Here is a 25,492-nt window from a genome sequence, read left to right as displayed (position 1 = left end):
ATCGATCGCGACATACGCAAACGCCTGATCGTGGCCGTGGCCAACCGCATCATCGCCGGCGCGGAGGAGTTGACCGATCTCGACCGCGCCATCGGCGATGGCGATCACGGCTCCAATATGCGTCGCGGCTTCGAAGCCGTGCTCGCCGCGGCCGATGTGCTCTCCGACAAGAGCTTTGGCGAATACTTGACGGCAGTCGGCATGACGCTCGTGATGAAGGTCGGTGGCGCCTCCGGTCCGCTCTATGGCACGCTGTTCTTGTCGCTCGGCAAGTCGCTTGCCGATGACGTGAGCCGGGAGCAGGTGGCGGACGCTTTCGCGGCCGCGATCGAGGCAGTCAAGGCGCGGGGGAAATCCGATGTCGGCCACAAGACCATGCTCGACGTGTTTCACCCCGTGCTCGGCGCGCTGCGCGGTGGCGGGGACGGGCTGCCGGAAAGGTTGAAGGCGACAGCCCGGCGCGCGGCAGAGGATACGATCCCGATGAAGGCCATTCGCGGGCGCGCTTCGTTTCTCGGCGAACGTAGCGTCGGACACATGGATCCGGGCGCGCGTTCCTCCGAACTGATCGTGGATGCGGTCGCAGACGTCATGGAAGGTTGTGCATGAACAAGAACGTGGGAATCGTGATTGTGTCCCATTCGGCGGATGTTGCCCGCGGCACCGCGATGATGGTCGAGCAGATGGTCGGCCGCGAGGTACCGCTCGGTTGGTGCGGCGGAGATCCGGATGGCGGACTCGGCACCAATGTCGAAGCGATCATGGCCGCGATCGACAAGGCCTGGTCGGAAAAAGGCGTCGCCATCCTTGTCGATCTCGGAGGTGCCGAGACCAACAGCGAGATGGCGATCGAGATGTTACCCGAAGCGCGCCGCGGCCGTGTCGTGGTTTGCAATGCGCCGGTGGTCGAAGGCGCCGTGATGGCGGCAACCGAAGCGGCGTCCGGCGCGACACTGGAGGCTGTGCGCAGCACCGCCGAAGAGCTGACGCCGGCTTGACGCGAGACAATCCCCATGAACAAGCACAAGGCATCGGTTCTTATGCGCCACGAGGTCGGGCTCCACGCCCGGCCTTCGGTTAAGCTGACCAAGCTTGCCAAGGCGTTCGAATCGAAGATCGACCTCGGGCTCTCGCCGGACGGTCCCTGGGTCGACGCCAAGAGCATCGTCAAGGTCATGGCAACGAAGGCGCCGAAAGACTCGACCATCTATTTTCGTGCGGAGGGCAAGGATGCGAAAGCGGCGCTGGACGCGCTGGTGATGCTGGTCGATGGAGATTTCCAGGATGGACCATAGGACGTCTCGCGCGCCACATCGCATCGAAGGCAGGCCCGCCGCCCCGGGCATCGCCGTGGGGCCGCTGCTGCGGCTCGTTACGGCGAAGTCTGTTGCGCGCAAGTCGCGCTCCAAAGCCAGTGAGCAGCAAGCCCTCGTGGACGCGATCGAGACCTCCAGGCTTGATCTGACCGTGCTCGCCGGCAAGCTAAAGGACGAGGACGCCGAGGCCATCCTCGCGTTCCAGATCGCACTGCTCGACGACGAGAACCTCGCCGCTCCCGCCTTTGCACTGATTGCCGGAGGCGAGGCCGCCAATCGGGCGTGGCTTGCCGCCATCGACCCCGAGATCGCAACCTACGATCAGGCCGACGATCCCTATTTTCGCGCCCGTGCATCCGACCTGCGTGACCTCCGCGACCGGGTGCTACGGCGGCTTGCCGGCGAAGTCGATCAGGCCGTGCCGTCCGGCGTTATCGTTGCGGCGGAAGATATGCCGCCGTCGGTATTCCTTGCCACCGAGTGGCGCGACGGCGGCCTGGTATTGCGGCGCGGCAGCCCGTCGAGCCATGTCGCGATCCTCGCGCGCTCGCGCGGCGTGCCGATGATCGTCGGCGTCGACATCGATCATCTTGAGAGCGGGGTCGATGCCGTGCTGGATGGCGACAAAGGGGCGTTGATCATCAATCCAAACGCCGCGTTGCGTGCAAACTATCACCGGCGTCTTGTCGAGCAGGCGGCGGCGCGGCAGTCGGGGTCAGCGTTCAGCGGCCCAGTGTCGACGGCAAGCGGTGAGCAGGTCCAGCTGATGATCAATGTCACAGGCCTCGCCGAGCTCAAGCAGATGAATCCGTCTCAGGTCGACGGCATTGGCTTGATGCGGACGGAGTTCCTGTTCCAGGAGCGGGAGGCGTTGCCGACCGAGGAAGAGCAATACCAGGTCTACCGGCAGATGGCGGAATGGGCCGCTGGCAAGCCGGTGACCATTCGCACGCTGGATGCCGGCGGGGACAAGCCGATCGCGGGCCTGACAGAGGCCGGCGATCTCAATCCATTTCTCGGCGTGCGCGGCGTGCGGCTGTCGCTGAAGCGGCTCGACGTCTTCCGCGTTCAGCTCAGGGCGCTGGCGCGCGCTGCGGTGACAGGAAATCTGAAGGTCATGATACCCATGGTGACGGTACCAGAAGAGCTCGATCGGTGCCGTGACCTCTTTCGCAGCGTCGTCGGCGAGCTGAACGACCAGGGGGGCGCGGCGGCGATGCCGCCGATCGGCATGATGGTCGAGGTCCCGGCTGCCGCGATTGCGGTTGAGGATTTCAATGCGGACTTCTATTCGATCGGCAGCAACGACCTCATTCAATATGTCATGGCTACAAGCCGCGACGAGCCGCAGCTCGCCGATCTCGCGCGTCCCTCGCGCGCGGTGTTCCAACTCATCGCTCACGTGGTGGATCATGCGAGGCGCCGCGGCCGGGAGGCGAGCCTGTGCGGTGACCTCGCGGGCGATCCGCAGCAAGTCGCCTCATTGCTTGACCAGGGCTTGCGCAGCTTTTCGGTAGCGCCGGGAGCGCTTGGACCGGTGAGAGGTGCAATCTCCCGCTATTCGGGCAAAGCCTAAATGAGCACGCAAGCGACTCCGGAAAATTCGCAAGATCTGATTGCGGCCTACAAGACCATCCTGCGCGACATTCTCGATCGCCGGCCATCCGGCATGCGACAACGCCTGGCGGAAGCGCTCGGCAAGAATCGCAGCTTTATCACCCAGATCGCCAACCCGGTCTATCAGACGCCGATTCCCGCGCAGCATCTGAATGCGATCATCCAGGTCTGCCATTTCTCGGCGCAGGAAAAGGAGCGGTTCCTCGCCGCTTATCATCGCGCGCATCCGCGGCGGCTGTTGCTCCTGAAGGAACGCGAGCGGAGCAGGCGGCTCACCTTGATGCTGCCCGATCTCGGGAGCGAGCAAAAGAATCACAAGCTCGACACGCTGTTGAGCGAATTCGCGGAGAAGATCGCAAGGCTGATCGAGGATACTTAAAAAAGCAGGGAGGGAGGGATGAAGAAGCTGATCAATGCCGTCGAGGACGTGGTCAAGGAAAGCCTTGCGGGATTTTGCAGTGCGCATTCCGACATTGTTCGCCTAGGCGAAGCCGCTCCCTTTGTGCTGCGCCGTCATCTCAAGCGAGGCAAGGTGGCCCTGGTATCGGGCGGCGGCTCGGGACACGAGCCGCTCCATGGCGGATTCGTCGGGGAAGGCATGTTGGACGCCGCCGTTCCCGGACAGGTCTTTACCTCGCCCACGCCGGATCTCATCATTGCGGCCATCGAAGCCGCCGACACCGGCGGCGGGGTGCTGTTGATTGTGAAGAATTACGAAGGCGACGTCATGAACTTCGATATGGCGCGAGAGATGTCCGGGAAATCGGTCGCGACCGTGATCACCGACGACGATGTCGCCGTCGAGACCTCGACTTATTCCACTGGGCGGCGCGGGGTGGCCGGCACGCTGATCGTGGAGAAGATCCTGGGTGCGGCGGCCGAACAAGGCAGGAGTCTTGCCGAGCTGAAGGCGCTCGGCGATCGCGTCAACGCCGCGACGCGCTCGATTGGCATCGCGCTGACGAGCTGTACCGTTCCCGCGGCCGGCAAGCCGACCTTCGAGCTAGGCGATGACGAGATGGAGGTCGGCGTCGGCATCCACGGCGAACCGGGACGCCGGCGGGTCAAGCTCAGGCCGGCGAAAGAGATCGCGGCCGAGATGGTCGGCGCTATCACCGCCGATCTTGGCGCGCGGGCGAGGGGAGACGTGATCCTGTTGATCAACGGCTTCGGTGGCACACCGCTGTCCGAGCTCTACCTCATGTACAACGACGTCCGCCACGGCGTCGAAGCCGCCGGCGGCACCGTCGCTCGGTCACTGGTCGGCAATTTCGTTACCTCGCTCGACATGGCCGGCTGCTCGGCGACGGTGTCGCTGCTCGATGAAGAATTGAGGCGCCTCTGGGATGCGCCCGTTCATACAGCCGCGCTGCGCTGGGGAATTTAGAATGTGCGCTTCAAGGGCTTACGACTAAACTCTTTGGACGAGATATCGCAGGCTTGGCTGGTTTGGGGAAGGCGGTAGCGTTCCGCTGACTCGAACCTCGACTAGGCGCAAAGAGCGCGAGATAGGCCAAGCGGATGTCGTCACGCGCATTGTTCAAGCCATAGCCGCTGGACGGCCGACGTTGAACCCGAACGTTGGGCGAGGTTGTGGCCGTTGCGCGGCGGATAGCAGGTAGTGCAACGAAGCACTATGATCGTGTGACGGATGAGTTTTATCGTCCCAGTGATCCCGAGATACAGCGGTACCTCGCCGCAGCATCGGATTGGATTAGCCGCTACAACACTTCACCGCCGTCACAGCGAAAATCACTTCTGTTAGACAAACTTGGCTTCGTCGGTGATGGTGTCGAAGTTAGGCCCCCATTCTTTTGTGACTACGGCTTCAACATCAAACTCGGTGCTGGAGCGCTCATCAATTTCAACTGCGTCATCCTGGATGTGGTCGAAGTTTTGATTGGAGACCGCCCACAAATTGGGCCGGGCGTTCACATCTACGCCGCAGATCATCCACGCGACGAAGCCGTGCGAAAAGTAGGACTTGAGCTTGGCCGCCGGGTTCGCATTGGCCGGGACGTCTGGATCGGTGGAAACGCCGTTATTCTCCCGGGCGTGAGCGTTGGTGACAACGCGATAATTGGGGCTGGTGCCGTCGTCACGAAGGATGTTCCAACTGGTGCAACCGCTGTTGGAAATCCAGCAGGGATCCTATGAGGCCGACGTATTCGAGGAGCCACTTGTAACCTCGACAGCATCGGGACTGCTCACGCCCTTGTGATCCATTCTTTGTTCTGGCTTGTAACGAGTGACGGTCTCTTTCGAAGTTCAAAGGGCCACGACCGTTGCCAATTGGAAAATGTCCTCAAGGAGATTCTGCAGCATGATTAAGCGCGCCGCCATTATCCTGTCAGCCGTGACCTTGTCATACGGGCTCGCGTTGGCACCCAAGGCTTTCGCCGACGACATGAAGAAGGACTCGATGTCGAAGGAGGACTCGATGTCCAAAGACTCGATGAAGAAGGACTCGATGTCGAAGGATTCGATGTCCAAAGACGCGATGTCCAAGGACTCGATGTCGAAGGACGGCATGAAAAAGGACGAAATGAAGAAGTAAGGGCATTCCCCAGCGGGCGCGCCCTAAGATGGGCGCGCTCGCTGTACGTCCATGGTGCGCCAATGACCGATCTCATACTCTCGCTGTTCGCCGGCATGCTGACAATCGTCGCGCCCTGTACGCTACCGGTGCTCCCGATTCTGCTGGGAGCGTCAATCGGCCAGCGCGCCGGCGCCCGACCGGCTCTTATCGCGGCGGGTTTTGTGCTGTCGTTCGCCTTTGTGGCGCTTGCGTTGAACGCGGTTGCGACCGCTCTGCGCTTTGACCCCGACACGCTGCGCAAGGCGGGACTTGCACTCCTGCTGGTTTTCGGCGCGTTGATGATCTGGCCGGCTGCATTCGAGCGGGTGACGGCTAAACTAGCGAATGCTGGCCTTGCGGTGCAGGGGACAACGGCGGCCCAAACGAATCTCGGCGGCTTCATTCTCGGCACAACGCTCGGGCTTATCTGGACGCCTTGCTCAGGCCCAGTGCTGGGAGCGATCCTGACCGCAATTGCAACGTCGCCCGACCACGCCCACGGAGCGCTACTGCTGCTGACCTATACCGTCGGCGCGGCATTGCCCATGCTCGGCCTCGCTTATGGCGGACAGGCAATCTCGACAAGACTGAGAAGCCTTGCCCCTTACGCCGGGCGGCTGCAACAGGCCTTTGGCGCCGTCGTCATCGCGTTCGCGTTGAGCGCGTTTCTGCAATACGACGCAATCGCGCTCGCCTGGCTCGGTCAATTCATTCCGGAAACTCACTTCGGCCTGTAACGCAAAGGAGCTTGATATGATCCAATCGCGCAGAACCGTTCTCACCACAATCGCTGGTCTCGCCGCGGCCGCTCTGGCGGCGCCAGTATTAGCCGGCGATAATCGCAAGCTCCTTCAGGTGGCCGACGCCCGTGCTACGGCGCCTGATTTCGTCGGCATCACGAAATGGTTCAACTCGGCGCCGCTCTCGATCGGTGATTTGCGGGGCAAGGTGGTGCTGGTCGATTTCTGGACCTATGGCTGCTACAACTGTGTCAACACGCTGCCCTACGTGACCAAGCTCTACGAGACATACAAGGACAAGGGGCTTGTCGTCGTCGGCATCCACACCCCCGAATTTCCATTCGAACGGTCGGCCGGCAATGTGCAGGCTGCCCTGAGACGCCACGGTATCACCTATCCGGTGGCGCAGGACAACGAGTCGGCGACCTGGAACGCATGGCGCAATCAGTACTGGCCGGCCCAATATATCGTCGACCAGCGCGGCAACGTCGTGTTCAGTCATGCGGGCGAAGGTCAATATGATGAGATCGAGCACGCAGTCCGGCGTCTCCTGAGCGCGACAAGCTAGGCGGCTGTCGTCGAGGGAATGGAGCAAGTTGCCTTCGAGGTCATCCGCGGAGGCGAGGCGCGGGCCAAGATGATCCCCTTGAACCGCGAGGATCCCTCGGCCCTCGACCAGTGCTTCGTTGATCTGAAACCCGCATTGGCGGAAGCGGTCCGCGACCATTCGGCACTCTAAGCGTGAAATAATATCCCTTCGTGGGGGTACATGTTGGGGCTAGCCCGCAAAGAAAAAAGGAGTTCTCTGATGACGCGTTTCGCACTCTACGTTGAACTGAAGGCAAAGCCAGGTCGGGAGGAGGACGTCGCGTCTTTTCTTGCAAATGCACGAAGCCTCGTCATGGCAGAGACGGGCACGATCGCCTGGTTTGCCGTGCGCTTCGACAAGACGACGTTCGCGATCTTTGACGCATTCAACGATGAATCCGGACGGACCGCCCATCTGAACGGCGCGGTCGCCGCGGCGCTCATGGCGAATGCGGCTGATCTGCTTGCCGTGTCCCCCGAGATTCGCCAACCAACCGTGCTGGCCGACAAGCTTCCTGCTTGACCGCGGCCTCCACGTCAGTGGTCCGCTCGTGGTTCCCATCACAGCGAAGCCACTCAAGGTCTCAGGCGCACCACCGGCCATGGCCCACAAGGCTCCAGTCTCCACGCTCACGCCGTTGACGCAAATGGACAGGGACCTGACTTTAGCCATTTTGGCTCTCGACGCTTACAACGAGGGCTATAAACCTGGCATGCTGCTGCCCAGTGGTTCTGGTTCACGGCGTCAGCGCGAAACCGTTTCGCTCGGCATGATGACGAGACTTATGCGATCATGACCTACTGTTAGCATCAACGGCTTGCCCTTGATCACGGGAACGACTTGCGGAAACGTGTGCAGGACCTGCAGCCATCCACCATCGAAATAGCTGTCGGGGTGGTTGGAAAAGGTAACGCCCTCGCCGAGGTCCAGCTTGATCCATTGTACAACGCCGGCGGCTTCACCGTCCTCGTTCACAGGAATGGCAAGCCTGCACATGAACGGAAGGTGTTTCTTTGCAGTCAGGTCGATCCGGACCAGCTCGAAATCGTCTGTTAGCCTCCGCCACGAGGTCATGATGCCATGAACGGGCAGTCGCGGCGGCGAAAGCGCGGCAAACGGCGAAATGTCAAATCCCGACACTTCATTCACAAAGGCATATTTGTCGAGTGCCGTGCTACCAACCACACATCCGACGGCCGTCGCGGCGCGGGGGATGATGGTCGCGTCCTCGCGCAACAGTCGCGCATGCGCATCTTCAAATGTATCCAGCACGTTCTCTGCCAGAAGATCGCTGGATATGATCTCCGAGACCAGAATGTCGGCTCGGTCGTCGAGGTCCTTGTCAACGATGAGTTCGGTAGACGCTTTGTTGACGACCTTTATCCGGTCGTCAAATCCGTTCAGCCCGACGATACGTTCTGCTGCTTCAGCGATGAGCGGCACCTTCTCGCAAGCGACGATATTCTGGGCCCCTGCGCGCGCGGCCATCATCGACAATAGGCCGCTGCCTGTCCCGATGTCCAGAATTCGCGCGAGCCGACCTTTCCTTGCGACCGCGGCTCGGATGGCGCTGTCAAATGCATCGTTTCGGTGGGTGTCGTTTAACATCCGCACGTGCCAGAAGGGGACGATGACAGAGATCAGCCGCCGCAGTTGGTGCCGCACATACAAGTTTTCCGGATTGCGCTTCAGCACCTGTCGAAATACGACGACTGCTTCATGTGAACGCCCGCAGTCCGCGAGCGAAACACCAAGATTTGTCAGAACCAGCTCATCGTTCGGAGCGACCTGACGGGCAGCTTCGAAACAAGCAACGGCATCCTGGGTCTTTCCCAGACGATGCAACGACAAGCCCCTTGCGATTAGTGCGTCGCGATCTCCGCGGTTGATCGGGAGCGACGCCTCTAGGCTGTCAATGTCAAAAAGGGGCTTGGGATCGGTCATCGGATCGTGTTCGTGCACGTGATGACATACGCCGCGGGTTGGGTAGGCGTTACGCGAGTAGTAACGCCTGATTCACCAAATTTGTGCCAGGGAATTCTGGGCAACCAACCTCAACGGTTTTGCCCGACTTAACTTCCGGATCGGTCTGTCGCGGTGCTGACCAGCGGCTGGCCACTTCCGCTCGGCCGCGATGATCGGCACCGTAAGCCGGCGGTGCGCCCCGCTTTGTGCGATTGCTACAAACAGAAGCTAGTTGCGCGGAAGGCCTGACATTCGCGCGCCGGGCTTCACATGCCGCCCGCACCCCCAGCTTTTCGATCAGGATCATCATTTATCCGGGGAGGCCACGTCGCACAGTCGATGGCTCGGAAGCAGGTCGCGTTTGCCCGATCAGTTGACCTTGGATCGCTAAAGCTGGGGCTCGCTTGGATTTTCTTGGCCTTCTCTTTGTCGCTGTCGTTTGTGGCGGCCTTGGCGAGTGTGACCATGGGAACGGTCACTAGCGCCGCGGCGCAAGTGGCCAACGTCAAAAATAGGGTCGCAGAGTTTCTCATGTGTCTCTCCTACGTGATCGGAGCAGGCTTAAGGTTAAGGTTCGCTTCGACAAAACAAATGTCGCAGTGGAAATCGAACCAGTTTGCAGATTTTGGATCTGACCATCACTCCGGAGCGCCAAAGAAGCGCACCGGCCTTGGTCAAAGCGCACTACGTCCCATTAAATTCGCGATTCCAATTCGCTTGTTACGGAGCCGTCGCAGAATTTGCGCATCTGCCGATCACGTTAAAGCGACCGCTGCGCCGTGTATCAGGAGCCACAGAGCTAACGAGGTGATCGAGAGAAAACAGCCCGGGCTCGGAGCGATGACCAAAGGAAAACAAACGGCCCAGGCGCCATGTTTCGGTCAGGCATCGCTTGTTCTCGTGGGGAGGAGCTATTGTGCTGCCATCACCGCTTCCATCTCTGAGATTGGTACGACGCCACCGTGCCCGCCCGCGATACGGGCCGGCGCGATGTGGCGTTGCTTGAGCGCCTCGTAGAAGGAGACAAACATTTCCGTGCGGTCCTTGTCGCGGACCGGCGAGTACAAGTCGGTCACCCAAACAATATTATCGCTGACAAGGTGTGCCATTAGCATGCCGTCGGCGTGCGGATTTGCAATTTTGTAAAGTTCGATGTCGCCAGATTCATCCTTTAGCGTCATGTGGTCGGAAAATTCAATAATATTGGCCGGCTTTCTGCTCTTCTGAAGCTCGTCGGGCACGAGCTTATGCTGGAGCTGAAACACGGTTTCGAAGTGCTTCTTGTTTGGTGCGGCGACGACGATGGACGCTCCCTCGGCCACGTAGGTCCGCGCGCCGCCCGTGTGGTCGTTGTGGTGATGCGTGAGCACCAGATACTTGACCGGCTTGCCCGGATACTTCGCTTTCGCCGCATCAATGGTCCAGCGCGATTGCCATTCGTTGATCGGAGCATCGATGATAACGAGATGATCTTTTCGCAAAATAATAAGGCTGTTGTGGCTGCCCCCGGTCGCAAATTGCACGTTGGGCGAGAGCTCGATCAGCTTCAGGCCCGCTGCCGACGCTGGAAAATTGACCGCATCGCTGTCGAGAAAGCGTCCGAGGAAAAGACGCCGTATCACCCATTGGTAGGGCACCGACGCCGGCATTTTCGCTTCTCTTTGGTTTTCGTCGCGAATCGCGAACGTATCAGCCGGGATTGTCGGATTCACCTTGAAGTCCTTGACGTCCAGGTGACCGACCTTGATATCGTTGACTTTGTACGTCTGCGAGTATGCAAACTTGATCCCATCAACCGACCGCCAATCGGCGAATACGAGGTCGTAGATCATGTCCCCGTAGACCCAGTCGTCGTCAAAAGAGCGGACTGCGGCCGGCAGCTTGGTCGAGGGATCGAACAAGATGGCGAACTTGAAGTTGCCGTCGGAGAAGGCGACGGACGGCAGCGACTTGCCGTCGAGGGTTTGGTTGGACAACGAAGAAACCGTCGCCGGCGCATCGAGCGCTTTCAGCAGGAGGTTAGGAAGGGCCCGTTCAAGCTCGCGCCGATAGGAAGCGAACCTGATATTCGACATCGGAACCTCGCTGCTTCCTGCGGATACAGCGCCGTATTTCGACGTGACGATTTCGCTATATTTCTTCTCCTCGACGAACGGATACTCGAATTTGCGCTCCCAATCCGTCCGCGATGTGTCGTTGTCATTTTTCCAGGTGAAAGTGATTTTGGAGTTGCCGATGAGCCGGGGTTCGCCATCGGCGACGTAGCTTTGCTGAGGCTCCCAGAATTGCGCGTCAGCCTTGAACGTCAAGCTTTTCATGGCACGCAGCGCATCGGCGCCACCAATGGCGCCCACCGCCTGGTTGACGGCGTCGACCGGCGACGTGCTCTGCGCGCGCGCAGCAATCGGCGCCGCCAGTGTCGCCAGCATGAAGCTGCCGCACAAAAAGAGAAGTTTCATGAAGTTTCCTCCCCAACGCGCACGGCTGAGCGGTCGCGCGGAAAATTCGCAGGCGATAGCGTAACGACCAGGGATAAACTCGCCACCTAACGATTGCGTGAGACAGGTGTTTGGTCTGCGATCGCGACAGGGATGCGGCCTTGAATGCGGGGTGCCCGTCGTGTGATCGCCGACGCCAGCCTCCGATGTGGTGCACCGCGAAGAAACTTTTCTGAAAAGGGTGCGTAACAAAGCAACCCTAAGCGACGTAGTAACGCATCGACCTTGTCAAATGTGCAAGCCCCGTCGAGAGCACAGCCCTTGGGAGCATCCGTTTCATGTCTCGCTCTTTGTTGATTGTTTCGTTGGTCGTCATCGGTTCGTCGTGGGTCTCTTCCGCATGTGCTGAGCCTCTTTCGACAAGAAGACAAATCTCCCTCGCAATCGCCTTGGAGGCGGCCGCCGAAGCGGTGGCAACGTGTGAGAGGACTGGCTATCACACCACGGCCACGGTTTTGGACGCGTCCGGCGCCATCAAAGCTGTGGCGAAGGGCGATCTGGCGCCGCCCCATACCATCGATAGCAGCCGCGGAAAGGCTTATGCGGCAGTTTCGCTTGGGCCCAACTTCAGCGAAAATACGACGAGTGCGATTGTTGCCAGAGTCTCCGGCGGACCGGCCTTCGGGCCGCTGCAACATCTTCCGGGCGTGTTTCTGGTGGCCGGCGGAGTCGTCATAAAGTCAGGCGATGAAGTTATTGGTGCGATCGGAGTTGGTGGCGCCCCGGGGGGCGACAAAGACGAGGTCTGCTCACAGGCCGCCGTCGCCAAAATCGCCAATCGCTTGCAATAAATATCCACCGCAAGCTCGCTACAGAACGGAAGCTACGGAAGGTATTTGCGTTGTTATGAACAGCGAAGCATAGATTAGAATTACGAAAATAATTCCGTAGATCGTGAGCGATCGGACGACGTTAGAGCGCAAGAACGCAGCATCGGCGCTCCTCGCTTGGCTTTCCTCGCTCCCCTCCAAATTGGAAAAGCTAAGTGAAATCGAAAGATCGTTTGACGGCGAGAAGGTTCGTCTTCACGGCGGGGATTGTCGCGAAGCTCTGTCATGGGCGAACTGACGACGTCCTCTGTGGATGGCCCCCGCGTTGCAAGAGCTAAATTGACGCAGTGGCATTGGTCGGGTGCAGTCTTCTGTTCGGCCTACTGATGCAGTCAGTTGAGACTGCTGGCCCTGATGGAGTCCGCGAACAAGGTCCCATTCTGCTTAACAGGCTATGACGCCTCAGACATCGCTTGGGTTGTCCCAGTTCCCGGTCTGACCGGTCTGCCGTCACATCGCATCGCGCTCGCAACCTCGTGAAGCTGATCTCCTTTTCAGCTAAACCTTGTGTCGTTGTTTATGAAGCCAACGCTGGCCGGTGGCCGACGCGATAGGTGTCGCCACGTGCCATGATTGCCCAGATGATCCGCGCGGTCTTGTTCGCCATCGCGACGGTGGCGACCCTTGTAGGCTTTCGGGTGAGCAGATCCGCCAGGCGAGGATCGACTGTGGGATTGTGCCTTGCACGGCGCACGCGTGACGTCATGCCGACAATGAGCAGCTTGCGCAGGTATTTGTCGCCCATCTTGGTGATCCGACCGAGCCGCTCTCTGCCACCGCTCGACTTCTGAAGTGGCGTCAGTCCCAACCAGGCAGCGAACTGCCGCCCCGAGCGGAACTGATGCGGATCGGTGACCGATGCGGCAAGTGCCGTCGCGCCGACCGGCCCAATGCCTGGGATGGTCATCAGACGACGTGCAACATCGCTGCCACGTAGCCAAACGGCCAGATCACGATCAATCTCGCGAAGCCGAATGTGGGTGTCGAGCGCCTGCCGTGACAGTGTAGCGACGATCCTGGCAGCTTCCATCGGCACCTCAAGCGCTTTGCCATCGACGATCTGCCGCGCCATCAGTAGCGCCCGTTCCAGCCCCCTGGGGATGTCGACGCCAAATTCGGCCAGTAGACCGCGGATCATGTTGATCAGCTGCGTACGCTGCTTGACCAGCAAATCTCGCGTCCGGTGCATCGACAGCGCCGCCTGTTGCTCGGGTGACTTGACCGGCACGAACCGCATCGTAGGCCGTGTTACCGCCTCGCAAACCGCTTCAATTCAGGGGCGAGTGGAGACGGGCCTTGCACCGACACGGTTAGAACTCGAAATCACCGAGGGCGTGCTGGTCGAGGATTTCGCCCGTGGCCTCTCGATCCTGCGGCGTCTAAAGGCGCTTGGCGTTCGCATCGCAATGGACGACTTTGGCACCGGATATTCCTCATTGTCGTATTTGCAAGCGTTCCCGTTCGACAAGATCAAGATTGACCAGTCATTCATATCGAATGTGAAGAGCAACCCGCAATCGGCCGCCATTGTGCGTGCCGTCATTGGGTTGGCACATGGACTCGATCTACCAGTGCTGGCGGAGGGCGTTGAGACAAAGGCCCAGCTCGATTTTCTTGCGGCCGAGACCTGCAATGAAGTGCAGGGCTATCTGATGGGGCGGCCACATCCGATTTTGGAATATTCCGAACTTACCGGCTGCAATGACGCGGCGGAGGCAAGCCAGCTCATCGCCTGAACATTCCGCCCCTGCGGCGCGTGACCGACTTTTTCATCGACGGTACGTAGAAAAAGTGCCTCGTGGCATTGCTCGCGAGTGCCTGGCGCAGTTAGGGGAGACGTATGTTGCGAAACCTTGGTGTTCGCGAAGAGCCTTCACGCGGGGCGAGCGCGCGGATCGCGACTAGGACCGCGTGCGCGCGCAGCGCGGGCTCTTGCCTGTCGCGCGTCGAAAGGCACGACTGAAATTACTCACCTCATTGTAGCCCAGACGGGCTGCGACATCGGAAACTCGCGCATGGCCCTCGCCGAGCCATTCCATCGCCTGCTGATGCCGGACTTCGGCGACCACTTTGCGAAAGCTCGTCCCTTCCTCGCGGAGCCGCCGATCTAGCGTTCGCGTCGAGCAATTACCCGCCGCCGCAGCCGCCTTCAAATTCGGCGACGCGTATTCGACACTTCTGATCCAGTCCTCGGTCCAACCGCGCCAGGAATTGCGGGCCTGCAGCCGCACGAGCTGTTGCCGGCATGTGCGCTCGGCCCGGCGAAAGGTCTGAACATTGGCCATGGCCGGCCGCTTGTCGAGGTCCGCGTTCGGCAGAAAAATCCGGACAAGATCTGGCATGTCGGGGAGAAATTCGATTCCGCCAGGAGCCATCTCGAAATATCGGCGGGCATGGCGCGGCCGCTCGGCTCCGAACGTCATTGTCACCGGCGAAAGTGCGGCAGCGAGAGGGCGGCTCAGTTGCGCGTGGAAGGAGCCAACGAGAATATCGGCGTGCATGAGCCTTGTCTCGGAGTTCAATGCGCAGGCGGCGAGGAATCGGATCGTGCCGCCCGATCCACCTCGCGTGTAGACCATCTTGTAAAGCCCGCTGATCAGGGGATAGTGGCGCTCCACGACCCGCAGCGCCGCATCGACGCTCGGTGCGCTCATTGCCGCGAGGCCCAAGGCTTCATGTGCGGTGGCTGGTATGCGCAAGCCCAGTTCGAGGCCAACATCGGAGCGCCCAGTCCGCTCCCGCGCGATCAGCAGAAGATCATCGAGCTGTCGCGGTGTGATGAACGCTTCTGCCGAGGATAGGGACGCACGATTGATTCGCGCAGCGCGCAGCAGGCTCGCGAGACCGGGCTTGTCCCGCGCGGGCAGCGCGTCGGCAAGGCAACGCACATAGCGGATTGAGACAAACAGAGAGGGATGCATCGCGTCCTCGGCGAGAAATGATAATTTATTGGCGAATTCTGACAAGTTCAAATTCGTCAGATCCGGCACAATGCCCCTCAGGTCGAACGCTGGGGCCAAATCAAAACGGAGAAAGCGATGTTCTTTGAGCATGTCGAAGCGAGCTGCATTTCCGACGAATCCATGCCCTGGATGCCGCTGGGCCTTGCGCCTGGCGTCGAGGTCAAGTTCTTCAAGGCCGATCCGATCCGGGGCGAGGTCATCGCCTTGCTGAAGGCGCCGGCAGACGCCAAATTGCCGCGCCACCACCACAGCGGGACCGTCGTCGTCTACACCTTGAAGGGCAAGTGGAAATACAAGGAGCACGATTGGGTCGCGGGTCCGGGCAGCATCGTCTACGAGACCGCCGCGTCGACTCACGCGCCGGAAGCCGTGCCGGAGGGCGGGCCTGAGGTCGTTGTCCTCAACATCGTCAGCGGAGATCTCGTCTATCTCAACGACGACGACAGTGTGATGGCCACGGCGAATTGGCGATCCGCCGCCAAGCAATATTTTGGCTATTGCAAGAAAAACGGCATTGAGCCCCGTGACATCACGGCGTTCGCCTAAAAGGAACGTCATCCGACTCGACGCCTGCGATCACGCCTCGGCAACCGATGAGGAGCAAACATGGATCAGGTCACCGTCGCCGGATCAGGCGTCTTGGGCTCTCAAATTGCGTTCCAATGCGCATACAAAGGCTGCGACGTGCGCATCTACGACATCGATCCTGCTGCCGTCGCGCGGCTTCCGCATAAGTGGCGCGAGCTGAGCGCCGCCTACCGGAAGGATTTGAAGGCCGACGACGCCGCGATCGGCGCGGCCGTCAACCGGCTCCGGGCGGGATCGGATCTTGCCGAAGCAGTCCAAGGGTCGGATCTGGTGATCGAGGCCGTGCCCGAAAGCGTCACGGTGAAACGCAGCTTCTATGAGGCGCTTTCTATCGTCGCGCCCAAGACGACGATATTCGCGACCAATTCATCGACGCTCCTTCCAAGTCAGCTTGCGCAATTCACGGATCGGCCCGAACGGTTTCTGGCGCTTCACTTCGCCAGCCGTCTCTGGAGAAACAACATTGCGGAGGTGATGCGCCATTCAGGAACCGACGACAGGACGTTTGACCGCGTGATTGCCTTTGCCGAACGGATCGGCATGGTTCCAATCGTTCTTCACAAGGAACACCCCGGCTACGTCATCAACACATTGCTGATCCCCTGGGTGCGTGCCGGAATCAGTCTGGCCGTGAAGGGCGTCGCCAGTCCGCACGACGTTGATCGAACCTGGATGATCGCGGGTGGCGGCGATACGGGTCCGTTCGCCGTACTGGACCTCGTCGGACTGCGGACGCCCCTGCAAATCCTGACCGCAGCGGCCGCAGCGGGTGATGCCACCGCGGCAGAAGAAGCCGAATGGCTGCGGCGCGAATACATCGACCAGAACAAGTTGGGAATCGAGACAGGCGAGGGGTTCTACAAATACCCCAATCCCGCCTATCGCCGCGCCGATTTCCTCCAGCCGCGCGCAACGAAGGCCTGACACGGGTGCCCGATCCAACCGAGGGAAGCTTTGATGGGTCTTTCTCAGTCCATTGTGGTCGGCGACCTCACTTTCGACGCGCGCTTGTGCGGTCCAGAGGGCGGTCCGGTCGTCGTGCTGCTGCACGGCTGGCCGGAGTTCTCCAGCTGGTGGCGGGAAAGCTTGAAAGCCTTGGGTACGGCAGGATACCGCGCGATCGCTTTCGACCAGCGTGGCTATTCCCGCGGCGCCAGGCCGCTCGCCGTGGCTGAATATTGTCCGGATCGCCTCGTGGGCGATGTCCTTGGAATCGCCGACGCCGTTGGCGCGCAATCTTTCCATGTCGTTGCTCACGACTGGGGCGGGATGGTTGCGTGGGCGCTTGCAACGTCGCACCCACAGCGACTCAAGTCGTTGACCGTGCTCTCGACGCCTCACCCGGTCGCCCTTCAAGATTCCCGCAAAGCCGATCCCGCACAAGACCGCCGTCTCGACTACGTCCGCTTCTTTCGCCTCCGTGACGGTTCTCCCGAGGCGGCCTTGCTTGCCGACGGCGCCAGGCGGCTACGCGACGCATTCGATCCGCGTGTGCCAAAAGACCTCGTTGACGAGGTCGCGCAGAGGCTTGCCGAGCCAGGAGCTCTTTCCGCGACGCTCAATTGGTATCGCGCCGTCGACGATGACCTCCACGTCCCCGCCGGCGAGGTTCGCGTTCCGACCCTCTACATCTGGGGCGAGAACGACATGGCGCTCGGCGAGGACGCCGCCATGAGGACGAAAGATCTTGTCAAGGCGCCGTATCAATTCGTGCGCCTGGCCGGACATGCGCACTGGCTTCCCAATGAAGGCGAGGCGGATCTGCAGCCCACAATTCTCGCTCACCTGCGGGCGTATGATTGATCTGGCGTCTCGGCCGAGCCGGGTACGACGGTTTACCCCGATATCAGACCTCGCCCGGATCTTCGCTCGATCTGAGCCGCTCGAGGGCCGCTACATCGTGGATCGTGAGCGAGGTGTAGCTCGTGCTGACGATTCCATCCTGCTCAAAGCTCTTCAGCAGGCGGTTAATTGTTTGGCGGCCAACCCCGATCATGACTGCAAGATCCTCTTGCGAAAGCCGCAGCTCGATCACGACGCCATTTTTGGCCTGTTTCCCATGGCGATCGGCCAACCTCAAAAGTTCACGCGCCAACAAATAAAGAGGTCGCCGGTTGCGGTGAATGATCAGGGATTGGGTCGTGACCCGAAAGTGATCGCATAGAAGCCTGACGAACGCGGAATAACGTTCGACGCTCTCACCCGCCAGCGAATTGAACCGCTCATGACTGAGTTGAAACAGAACGGTCTCGCCGACTGCGAACGCGTCGTAACCATGCGGCCTTCCGTCCAGGGCTGAAGTGACGCCGATCCACGACCCCGGCGAAGTCAGCACCAGGAACGAGGGCTGGCCCGACACCGAAAAGCTCGTCAGCCGTATCTGCCCCGAGACAAGCGCAACAATGCCGTCTGCGCAGTCGCTGGCCGAATAGATCAGGGCATCGTTCAGCCGACGCACGCGACCGAGCCGGAGGATGTCGTCCGCCAGTTCGGACGGCAATCCAGCAAACCAGTTGTTCCTCCCCAGAACAGTCTTCAGGACTGTCTTGTTCATCCGTCGTTCTTACCAAGAAAAAGGCGGAAAAGATTGTCGTTTCGGCGACAATTAAAGTCTTCGAGGCGAACTAGCGTTTGATCTTCGGTCGGTGAATGGTCCGGTTTTCGCCGACGATCGGCTTGCGCTGCCGGATGGCGAATTCCGGCCGCTCGGCGGCCTTGGCCAGTTCGGAATGGCCTACACGCGCCCGAAAGGGTTTGAGAAACCGGTCCAAATTTCAATAGTTGGGAGTCGTCGAAGATGGCGCGCACGATCCGAAAGCTCACGGCGGCCGATGCATCCTACCTTTATCTGGAAACGCCCGAAGTCCCCATGCACATCGGCAGCATGGCGATCTTCCAGTTGCCCGACAACTATCGCGGAGATTTCTTCGAAGATTTAAAAACGATGATCGGGCGCCGCTTGCATCTCGCGCCGATGCTGAGATGGAAGCTTGCCCACACCCCTTTAGACATCGATCATCCGAGCTGGACCGAAGACGACCAGTTCGATATCGACCGTCATATATTCCGGGGCGCACTCCCGGCGCCGTCGGATCACGCGACACTTCAACGTATTGTCGGCTGGCTACATGCGAAATTGCTCAATCGCGCCAGGCCGCTCTGGGAGGTCTACGTATTCGATTGCCTGCCGGACAACCAGGTCGCAATCTACTCCAAAATGCACCACGCCTGCATCGATGGTGGCGCGGGTGCTGCAATGGCTCAAATAATCTACGACGCCTCGCCTTCGCCGAGGGAAGTCGACGCTCCTCCGGCTCCCAAGACTCCAACAACGGACGATGGGCGTGACTTCGTGTCGGCGCTCGTGGCCTCCTCGCTCGAGTTTTGGACGTTGGGAGAGCAAGAAAGGTTGAGCGCGTCCGTCGAAGTGCCGCGGACCGGAAAGAGCGATCTCGTCTCGGTGCTCGTCGACTCCGCGATTCAGGGGCTGCATCAGCGAAACAAGTTTCTCGCAGGACTTCCTCAAGTGATCGAAATGGCAAATGAGCTTGGTAACAAGCTGATCGGCGCGTCGCGGCTGGATGATTTGAGGAAGCTCGTCGCGCCGCCAACCATCATCAACGGGTCGATCTCCTCCGAACGCAGCTATGCGACGGTTACTCTGCCGATGACGCGCATGAAGGCGATCGCCGCCAAATCTGGAACGAAACTGAATGACGTCGTGCTCGCGGTTTCGAGTGGCGTCGTTCGCGAGCATCTTCTGGAGCAAGGCGCGCTCCCTGAAAAATCGCTCACGGCATTCGTGCCCATTTCCACGCGAGAAGCAGGCGACAGCTCCGCCAGCAACAAGGTCATGGGTATGATCTGCAGCCTCCACACGGAGATCGAGGACCAGAAGCAAAGACTGGAGGCGATCGTGGCCGATTCGGCGAAGTCGAAGGAACTGACCAGCCCCTTCAGACGGCTTGCACCTCTGGTCGAGGATTCGATCGCGTTGGGTTCGCCCATGGGAAACCAATTGTTCGCGCTCGTATATAGTCGCTCGAATCTGCCGAACGTGCTTCCTCCGGCCGTCAATGTCGCCATCTCGAATGTGCCGGGGCCGCGGGTGGCGCTCTATGCCAATGGCGCTGAGCTGTTGCACTCCTATCCCGTATCGATCGTTACCCACGGGATGGGATTGAATATCACGCTGCAGAGCTATCGCGATCATTTGGACTTCGGATTCACCGCGGCGGCAAACATTCTCCCGAATGTTCAGTCGCTGGCCGACGCCATGCCGATAGAGTTGGATCGACTGGAGCGGGCTTGGGGGCTCGCTGCATCGTGAGGATTGACGGCTCGTGGCGGGGGGCCGCGGGACAAAAAATGAGAAGATTGTCGTTTCAGCGACAATGTCGGTCTCAGAAGCGAACTAGCTGAGTTGATAAAAGCGCCCTAACATGACGCTCTAAGACAAGCGGAAAATCCGCAACACGGGATGGGAACGTACCGATATGGACAGGGCTCTTGACCCATCAAGACCGCCGTCGCGGCTGTTGCTGGCGCTTGAAGTGCGTGGGGTCTGGGAATTCCAAGCCTTCCTTGCGGCTTATCCGCTGCTGCGGCGCGCGCCGCAAGGCGACGGGCATCCGGTGCTGGTACTGCCAGGTCTTGCCGCGAGCGACGTTTCAACTCGGCCGCTGCGAACATATCTGAGAGCGCAGGGCTATGCCGCGCATGGGTGGAAGCAGGGTTCGAACCATGGCCCGCGCCCGGGCGTCGAAGCCGGAATAGACTTGAGGCTCGCCGAACTTGCTCAGCGCTACGACCGTAAAGTCAGCTTGATCGGATGGAGCCTCGGCGGTGTCTTTGCGCGCGAAGCGGCGCGGCGATCACCGGACCGGGTACGTCAGGTGATCACTCTCGGCAGTCCGTTCGCCAATGAGCCGAAGGCGAGCAACGCCTGGCGGCTCTACGAAGCCTTGAGCGGACGCCGAGTCGATGACTGGCCCGGCCGTGAAGCGATGAGGCTTCCGCCACCGGTGCCGAGCACGGCAATCTATACCCGCAGCGATGGGATCGTTGCTTGGCAGGGCTGCCGCGAACAGGAGAGCGCAACGACAGAAAACATCGAGGTTGAGGGCAGCCATTCGGGGCTCGGATACAACCCCATGGCGCTCTTCGCGATTGCGGACCGGCTTGCGCTGCCGGAAGGCGAATGGCGGCCATTCGATCGCAGCGGGCTCCGCAGCCTCTTGTACTCCGATCCGAAACGACACCAGGGAGACAGCGATACCGCGCTGGGAGCTGATCCAATCGCCGAGCAGTTCTCTCGACACAGCGCCTGATCATTCATTGCAACATCCAAACCTGAAGGAGGAAATCCATGGAGACCGACAGCAGACAACCCTCCACCTCGGACGCAGGCGTGTTTCCCGGGTTTGAGGATATCAAGAAGCTGATCGAGAAATTCCAGTTGCCGAGCGTTGACATCGACGCGCTCATCGACTGGCAGCGCAGGGATATGGAAGCTCTGACAGAGGCTAATCGCCAGGCTACCGAAGGTCTCAAGGCACTCGTGGAGCGACGCAACGAGATCCTCCGGGAAACACTGGCGGAATGGCAAGCCGCAGTCAAAGACGCCACTAGCGCCGAGGCGATCGCGAAGCGGACCGAGGCCGCAAAACAGGGTGTGCAGAAGGCGATGGCGAATTTCCGTGAGCTTTCGGAAATGGAAGCGCAATCGCGCAACAACGCTTGGAAGATCGTGCAGGAGCGTATGCAGGAGAATATGGCAACCCTGCAGAAGCTGCTGCAGCCGAAGTAACGGTCATCGCCGCATCGGTCCGTCTACATGACGGCAACTCGACCAGGGCGCCCCGGCACTGGTCGCGCCGTTGAAAGGCGGTGGCGTGCCGGGAAATTTGAACCGCGCGGCGGCGCCTTTTCGCCCCCGGCGACTGCGTCTTTACAGCCGGCTGGACGTTGCCGCGCGACGGGAGAGTTTACTTAGCCTGAGGCCTGATGACCAAGGAGGGAAGGAACTTCCATGAACGACAAGCCCTGGATCAACTCCTATCCTCGCGGCGTCCTCTGGGATGCCCAGATCATACCTGGACCGGTGCAGGGCATTCTGGATGATGCCGTGGCCAAATGGCCGTATCGTCCAGCGATCGACTTCATGGGCAAGCGGATGACCTACCGCGATCTCGGTGACCTTGTGAACCGTGCCGCGAAGGGCTTGCAGCAGCTTGGGGTGAAACCGGGCGTTCACGTCGGCCTCTATCTGCCGAACTCCCCGCACTATGCCATCGCGTTTTTCGGCGTCCTCAAGGCCGGCGGCAGCGTGGTCAACTACTCGCCGCTCGATGCTGCCAAGGTGCTGGAGCACAAGGTCGAGGACAGCCGCACCGACTTCCTCGTCACGCTGGATCTGGCATCGCTCTATCCGCAGATGGCGGCGATGCTCGGCAAGACGCGGTTGAAGAAACTTGTGGTGGGCACTCTGGCCGAGTTCGCCGGCGATCCCGACGCGGTGATGAGTGAACTGAAGGCCAGCCGGCAACTCAGTGATGTCGCCTGGGGCGAGCGCCAGATCAGCTTCGCACAACTGCTCGACAATGATGGACAATTCCAGGCCCATCCTGTCGCCGATCCGGCCGAAGCGATTGCCGTTCTTCAATATACCGGCGGGACGACGGGCCTGCCGAAGGGCGCCATGCTGACGCACGCCAATCTCACCAGCACCTGCCAGCAGTACAGGGCGACGACCGCCGGCTCACCTCCAATCCTGGTCGAAGGTCAGGAGCGCTTTCTTGCGGTGCTTCCACCATTCCACATCTATGCGCTCGCAGTGAATGTTCTGTTTGCTATTCTCCAGGGAGCGGAAATCATTCAGCACGTGCGCTTCGATCCGAAGGCTGCGCTAGAGGATATCTCAGCGAAAGGGGTCAGCGTCTTCTGCGGCGTGCCCACGATGTTTACCGCGCTGATCAACCATCCCGAGACTCCCAGGCACAACTTGCGCACGCTCAAATACTGTGGCTCGGGCGGGGCGCCGTTGCCGCTTGAGGTCGCGCAGCAATTCGCCGCGATCACCGGCAGCAACCTGACCGAAGGCTGGGGCATGACTGAGACCTCGCCGGCAGGCACCTTCACGCCAGCCCAGAAGGATGGCGTGCGCAAGGCAGGGTCTTGCGGAATGCCGATGCCCGGGATCGTCATCAAGTTCCTCAGCCTTGATAATCCAGAGCAGTACGTGGCGCGTGGCGAACGCGGCGAAATCTGCATCAAGGGTCCGAATGTGATGAAGGGCTATTGGAACAAGCCGGATGCGACAGCCGAGGTGACGACCTTTGACGGCTTCCTGCGCACCGGCGACGTGGGCTACATGGATGCGGACGGTTACATCTTCATCGTCGACCGCACCAAGGACATGCTGCTCTGCAGCGGCTTCAACGTCTATCCGCGCGTTCTCGAGGAAGCGATCTACAAGCACCCCGCGGTCGAGGAGGTGGCGGTGATCGGAGTCAAAGACCAGTATCGCGGCCAGTCGCCGAAGGCCTTCGTCAAGCTGAAGGGCGGTGCGGCGGCGCTTACGCTGGACGAGCTGCAAAAGTTTCTGAAGGACAAGCTCGGCAAACACGAAATGGTGCAGGCGCTCGAAATCCGAAAAGAGCTGCCGAGAACGCCAGTCGGCAAGATCTCAAAGAAGGATCTGTACGAACAAGAGGAGCGGAAGACGACGGCGGCCTGATCGGAATTGCGAACCTCCGCAAGCGGAGCGCACTCGGGCGGCGAGAGTCCAGAAATATAGGGGGAACGAATATGCATCCGCAGCCTGCAAACAACGCATCGTCACCTGCGCTGGAAAGCCCGTTTGTCAAGGACGTGTTCAAGAAGATCGACTTGCGTCTACTGCCGCTGCTGCTCATTGCCTACATGGTCGCCTATCTGGACCGTATCAACATCGGCTATGCGCAGCTGCAGATGAAGCAGACCTTGCCGTTTGATGATGCAGTCTACGGCCTCGGCGCGGGCGTGTTCTTCCTCGGATATTTCCTCTTTGAAGTGCCCAGCAATCTTCTTTTGGCCAAAATCGGCGCACGCAAGACATTGTTGCGCATCATGGTGCTCTGGGGCCTGGCTGCGTCCGCCATGATGTTCGTATCAACGCCTCTCCAATTTTACATTGTGCGATTTCTGCTTGGCGTCTTTGAGGCCGGGTTCTTCCCCGGCGTCATTCTGTATTTCACCTACTGGTATCCGTCAGTGCGCCGCGGTCAGGTCATTGCGATCTTCATGTCGGCCACCACGATAGTTTCGCTTATCGCAGGACCGTTATGCGGGTCTATTCTGAAATACTTCGATGGTCTCGCCGGTCTTCATGGCTGGCAATGGCTGTTCCTGGTGCAGGGATTACCGGCCATTTTCATCGGCGTTTTGGTTTACTTTCTCCTGAAGGACAAACCTGACCAAGCCCCCTGGCTCTCGACAGAGGAAACGGCGGTGGTCGAGGACGCCTTCCGTCATGACACAAAGGACGTCGCGGGCGAGGCTGAGGGAACGTTCGTGCAGATGCTGCAAGACCCGAGGGCCTATATGCTGGCGCTGGTGTATTTCTTTCTGCTGGGCGCCACGTACACAATGGTGTTCTGGGTGCCGACCCTGATCCAGAGCTGGGGCGTCAAGGATCTGCTTCTCGTCGGAATCTACGCGAGCATCCCGAATGCCGCCGGCATCATCGGTATGATCCTGATGGGTCGCCATTCGGACAAATCGCACGAGCGACGATGGCACTTTGTGGCCTGCGTTGTCATCGCGTCGGTGGGCCTGTTCATAACGACCCTGTTGCAGGGTAATCTCATCGGATCGATCCTGGCTCTCTCCGTCGCTGTCATCGGAATCGCCTCGGCAACTCCGCTGTTTTTCGCGCTGACGAGCGAGTATCTGTCGGCCGGTGCGGCCGCCGGCGGTCTTGCTCTTATCAGCAGCCTCGGAAACCTCGGTCCGGCGGTCAGCCCGTCGATCAACGGGTTAATCCTGAGAAGCACCGGCGACAATGTCTACAGCATTTACTTCGTGATGGCTTTGTACCTGCTGTCCGGAACGTTTCTGTTGCTGGCGATTCGTCCAGCGTCAGCCAAAGGTCTGCCGGCGGCTGCGCCCGCGCATTAAGGCGCGCATGGTGCATCAACGAACACGGGCGAATCCAGGATCGAACAATGTCCATGGGACTGAGCACGCTGACGCGCGAGTTACACGCGAACGAACGCCCACACTTGCTTGCCCATCTGCTGGCCCTCGACCCGGAAGACCGTCACCTCAGGTTCGCGCATATGCTGTCAGACGATGGCATACGTCATTATGTCGAAGCTATCGACCTGACACGCGACGCTGTCTTTGTCGTCACCAGTACCGATCTCGCGATCGATGGCGCGGCCCACCTCGCGCGCGAGGATGGACATGCCGAATTAGGCATCTCGGTCTTGCCGCGCAGCCGGGGCCAGGGGATCGGCGGGGCTCTGCTCGCGCGTTGTGCGGCGCGCGCCCGCAACTGGGGTATGCGCGTCATGTTCATGAACTGCCTGGTCGAGAATGCCGCCATGATGCACTTGGCGCACAAGCAGGGACTAAAGATCGCCGTGTCCGGCGCCGAGGCGGAAGCGTTCGTGCGTTTGCCGCGGCCCGATCTAGGTAGTCTGGCCGTCGATGCCGTCGCCGAGCATGTTGGCCTGTTCGACCATGCCCAGAAATCCTATTGGGCGGCATTGCAGGCCAGGCTTTGCAATGAATGAGTTTCGCAGAAGAAAAGCCGCGGAAACGA

At 60.1% G+C, this 25,492-nt stretch carries 25 protein-coding genes and 2 pseudogenes; 22 read left to right on the top strand and 5 right to left on the bottom strand.

Annotated features, from left to right (window positions below):
- From dhaL to BUA38_RS03610, 11 genes are all read left to right on the top strand, one after another.
- Positions 1-609: a dihydroxyacetone kinase subunit DhaL gene (dhaL, locus tag BUA38_RS03660; protein WP_072825797.1), complete on the top strand. Its 609-nt coding sequence runs from the start codon at positions 1-3 to the stop codon at positions 607-609.
- A complete protein-coding gene (dhaM, locus tag BUA38_RS03655; RefSeq protein ID WP_072816752.1) occupies positions 606-998 on the top strand; it encodes a dihydroxyacetone kinase phosphoryl donor subunit DhaM in 393 nt (130 codons plus the stop codon). Before dhaL ends, dhaM begins: the two co-directional genes overlap by 4 nt.
- A 15-nt stretch (positions 999-1,013) precedes the next feature.
- Positions 1,014-1,295: an HPr family phosphocarrier protein gene (locus tag BUA38_RS03650; RefSeq protein ID WP_072816751.1), complete on the top strand. Its 282-nt coding sequence runs from the start codon at positions 1,014-1,016 to the stop codon at positions 1,293-1,295.
- On the top strand, positions 1,285-2,892 hold the full coding sequence (gene ptsP, locus BUA38_RS03645; RefSeq protein WP_072816750.1) for a phosphoenolpyruvate--protein phosphotransferase: 1,608 nt from the start codon (positions 1,285-1,287) through the stop codon (positions 2,890-2,892). The genes BUA38_RS03650 and ptsP overlap by 11 nt, the downstream gene beginning before the upstream one ends.
- Positions 2,893-3,312 carry a hypothetical protein gene (locus tag BUA38_RS03640; protein ID WP_072816749.1) on the top strand — a complete coding sequence of 140 codons (420 nt, stop codon included), beginning with the start codon at positions 2,893-2,895 and terminating at the stop codon, positions 3,310-3,312. It abuts the gene before it with no gap.
- 18 nt (positions 3,313-3,330) lie between these two features.
- Complete coding sequence (gene dhaK / locus BUA38_RS03635; RefSeq protein WP_072816748.1) at positions 3,331-4,320, top strand: dihydroxyacetone kinase subunit DhaK; 990 nt, start codon at positions 3,331-3,333, stop codon at positions 4,318-4,320.
- Between the two features lie 224 nt (positions 4,321-4,544).
- Positions 4,545-5,090: a sugar O-acetyltransferase gene (locus BUA38_RS03630; protein ID WP_425304964.1), complete on the top strand. Its 546-nt coding sequence runs from the start codon at positions 4,545-4,547 to the stop codon at positions 5,088-5,090.
- A 166-nt stretch (positions 5,091-5,256) separates the two neighbouring features.
- Positions 5,257-5,490, top strand: a complete 234-nt coding sequence (locus BUA38_RS03625) for a pentapeptide MXKDX repeat protein (RefSeq protein ID WP_083587431.1) — start codon at positions 5,257-5,259, stop codon at positions 5,488-5,490.
- Between the two features lie 62 nt (positions 5,491-5,552).
- Positions 5,553-6,248: a cytochrome c biogenesis CcdA family protein gene (locus BUA38_RS03620; RefSeq protein ID WP_072816745.1), complete on the top strand. Its 696-nt coding sequence runs from the start codon at positions 5,553-5,555 to the stop codon at positions 6,246-6,248.
- 16 nt (positions 6,249-6,264) lie between these two features.
- A complete protein-coding gene (locus tag BUA38_RS03615; protein WP_072816744.1) occupies positions 6,265-6,819 on the top strand; it encodes a thioredoxin family protein in 555 nt (184 codons plus the stop codon).
- 240 nt (positions 6,820-7,059) lie between these two features.
- Positions 7,060-7,362, top strand: coding sequence for a putative quinol monooxygenase (locus tag BUA38_RS03610; protein WP_072816743.1), 303 nt, complete (start codon positions 7,060-7,062; stop codon positions 7,360-7,362).
- Between the two features lie 222 nt (positions 7,363-7,584).
- On the opposite strand, the gene BUA38_RS03605 is transcribed toward BUA38_RS03610, so the two are convergent.
- Together BUA38_RS03605 and BUA38_RS03595 are read right to left on the bottom strand one after the other, a co-directional pair.
- Positions 7,585-8,784 carry a 50S ribosomal protein L11 methyltransferase gene (locus BUA38_RS03605; protein WP_072816742.1) on the bottom strand — a complete coding sequence of 400 codons (1,200 nt, stop codon included), beginning with the start codon at positions 8,782-8,784 and terminating at the stop codon, positions 7,585-7,587.
- Positions 8,785-9,716: 932 nt separating this feature from the next.
- Positions 9,717-11,234 (bottom strand): MBL fold metallo-hydrolase, encoded by a 1,518-nt coding sequence (locus BUA38_RS03595; RefSeq protein WP_172805974.1) that lies wholly within the window; start codon positions 11,232-11,234, stop codon positions 9,717-9,719.
- A gap of 347 nt (positions 11,235-11,581) precedes the next feature.
- Between BUA38_RS03595 and BUA38_RS03590 the strand changes: the two genes are divergently transcribed.
- Positions 11,582-12,094 (top strand): GlcG/HbpS family heme-binding protein, encoded by a 513-nt coding sequence (locus BUA38_RS03590; RefSeq protein ID WP_072816739.1) that lies wholly within the window; start codon positions 11,582-11,584, stop codon positions 12,092-12,094.
- Between the two features lie 556 nt (positions 12,095-12,650).
- Here the strand turns inward: BUA38_RS03590 and BUA38_RS03585 are convergent.
- Positions 12,651-13,403: pseudogene (locus BUA38_RS03585) on the bottom strand (IS110 family transposase); the annotation flags it as partial.
- A gap of 13 nt (positions 13,404-13,416) precedes the next feature.
- On the opposite strand from BUA38_RS03585, the pseudogene BUA38_RS03580 reads away from it, so the two are divergent.
- Positions 13,417-13,869, top strand: a pseudogene (locus BUA38_RS03580) (EAL domain-containing protein); the annotation flags it as partial.
- Between the two features lie 165 nt (positions 13,870-14,034).
- Here the strand turns inward: BUA38_RS03580 and BUA38_RS03575 are convergent.
- Complete coding sequence (locus tag BUA38_RS03575; RefSeq protein ID WP_172805973.1) at positions 14,035-15,054, bottom strand: AraC family transcriptional regulator; 1,020 nt, start codon at positions 15,052-15,054, stop codon at positions 14,035-14,037.
- 117 nt (positions 15,055-15,171) lie between these two features.
- On the opposite strand from BUA38_RS03575, the gene BUA38_RS03570 reads away from it, so the two are divergent.
- The 3 genes from BUA38_RS03570 to BUA38_RS03560 are packed head-to-tail and all read left to right on the top strand — an operon-like array spanning position 15,172 to position 17,487.
- Positions 15,172-15,642 carry a 2,4'-dihydroxyacetophenone dioxygenase family protein gene (locus tag BUA38_RS03570; RefSeq protein WP_072816736.1) on the top strand — a complete coding sequence of 157 codons (471 nt, stop codon included), beginning with the start codon at positions 15,172-15,174 and terminating at the stop codon, positions 15,640-15,642.
- A gap of 60 nt (positions 15,643-15,702) precedes the next feature.
- Positions 15,703-16,608: a 3-hydroxyacyl-CoA dehydrogenase gene (locus tag BUA38_RS03565; protein ID WP_072816735.1), complete on the top strand. Its 906-nt coding sequence runs from the start codon at positions 15,703-15,705 to the stop codon at positions 16,606-16,608.
- 33 nt (positions 16,609-16,641) lie between these two features.
- Positions 16,642-17,487 (top strand): alpha/beta fold hydrolase, encoded by an 846-nt coding sequence (locus BUA38_RS03560; RefSeq protein WP_072816734.1) that lies wholly within the window; start codon positions 16,642-16,644, stop codon positions 17,485-17,487.
- Between the two features lie 43 nt (positions 17,488-17,530).
- On the opposite strand, the gene BUA38_RS03555 is transcribed toward BUA38_RS03560, so the two are convergent.
- Positions 17,531-18,238, bottom strand: a complete 708-nt coding sequence (locus BUA38_RS03555) for a Crp/Fnr family transcriptional regulator (RefSeq protein ID WP_072816733.1) — start codon at positions 18,236-18,238, stop codon at positions 17,531-17,533.
- A gap of 243 nt (positions 18,239-18,481) precedes the next feature.
- On the opposite strand from BUA38_RS03555, the gene BUA38_RS03550 reads away from it, so the two are divergent.
- From BUA38_RS03550 to BUA38_RS03525, 6 genes are all read left to right on the top strand, one after another.
- A complete protein-coding gene (locus BUA38_RS03550; RefSeq protein ID WP_072816732.1) occupies positions 18,482-20,014 on the top strand; it encodes a WS/DGAT/MGAT family O-acyltransferase in 1,533 nt (510 codons plus the stop codon).
- Positions 20,015-20,180: 166 nt separating this feature from the next.
- Positions 20,181-21,014 (top strand): esterase/lipase family protein, encoded by an 834-nt coding sequence (locus BUA38_RS03545; RefSeq protein WP_072816731.1) that lies wholly within the window; start codon positions 20,181-20,183, stop codon positions 21,012-21,014.
- Positions 21,015-21,052: 38 nt separating this feature from the next.
- On the top strand, positions 21,053-21,493 hold the full coding sequence (gene phaP, locus BUA38_RS03540; RefSeq protein WP_072816730.1) for a phasin family protein: 441 nt from the start codon (positions 21,053-21,055) through the stop codon (positions 21,491-21,493).
- Between the two features lie 222 nt (positions 21,494-21,715).
- Positions 21,716-23,422 (top strand): long-chain-fatty-acid--CoA ligase, encoded by a 1,707-nt coding sequence (locus BUA38_RS03535; protein ID WP_072816729.1) that lies wholly within the window; start codon positions 21,716-21,718, stop codon positions 23,420-23,422.
- 71 nt (positions 23,423-23,493) lie between these two features.
- The gene (locus tag BUA38_RS03530; RefSeq protein WP_072816728.1) at positions 23,494-24,843 is read left to right on the top strand and encodes an MFS transporter; all 1,350 of its coding nucleotides are present in this window, start codon (positions 23,494-23,496) and stop codon (positions 24,841-24,843) included.
- A gap of 47 nt (positions 24,844-24,890) precedes the next feature.
- A complete protein-coding gene (locus tag BUA38_RS03525; protein WP_244553185.1) occupies positions 24,891-25,463 on the top strand; it encodes a GNAT family N-acetyltransferase in 573 nt (190 codons plus the stop codon).
- Positions 25,464-25,492 lie beyond the last annotated feature (29 nt).

This window comes from Bradyrhizobium erythrophlei (genome assembly GCF_900142985.1).
Taxonomy (GTDB): domain Bacteria; phylum Pseudomonadota; class Alphaproteobacteria; order Rhizobiales; family Xanthobacteraceae; genus Bradyrhizobium; species Bradyrhizobium erythrophlei_B.
Note: the sequence above shows the minus strand (reverse complement) of the source record. Positions and strands in the feature narration are given on the sequence as shown.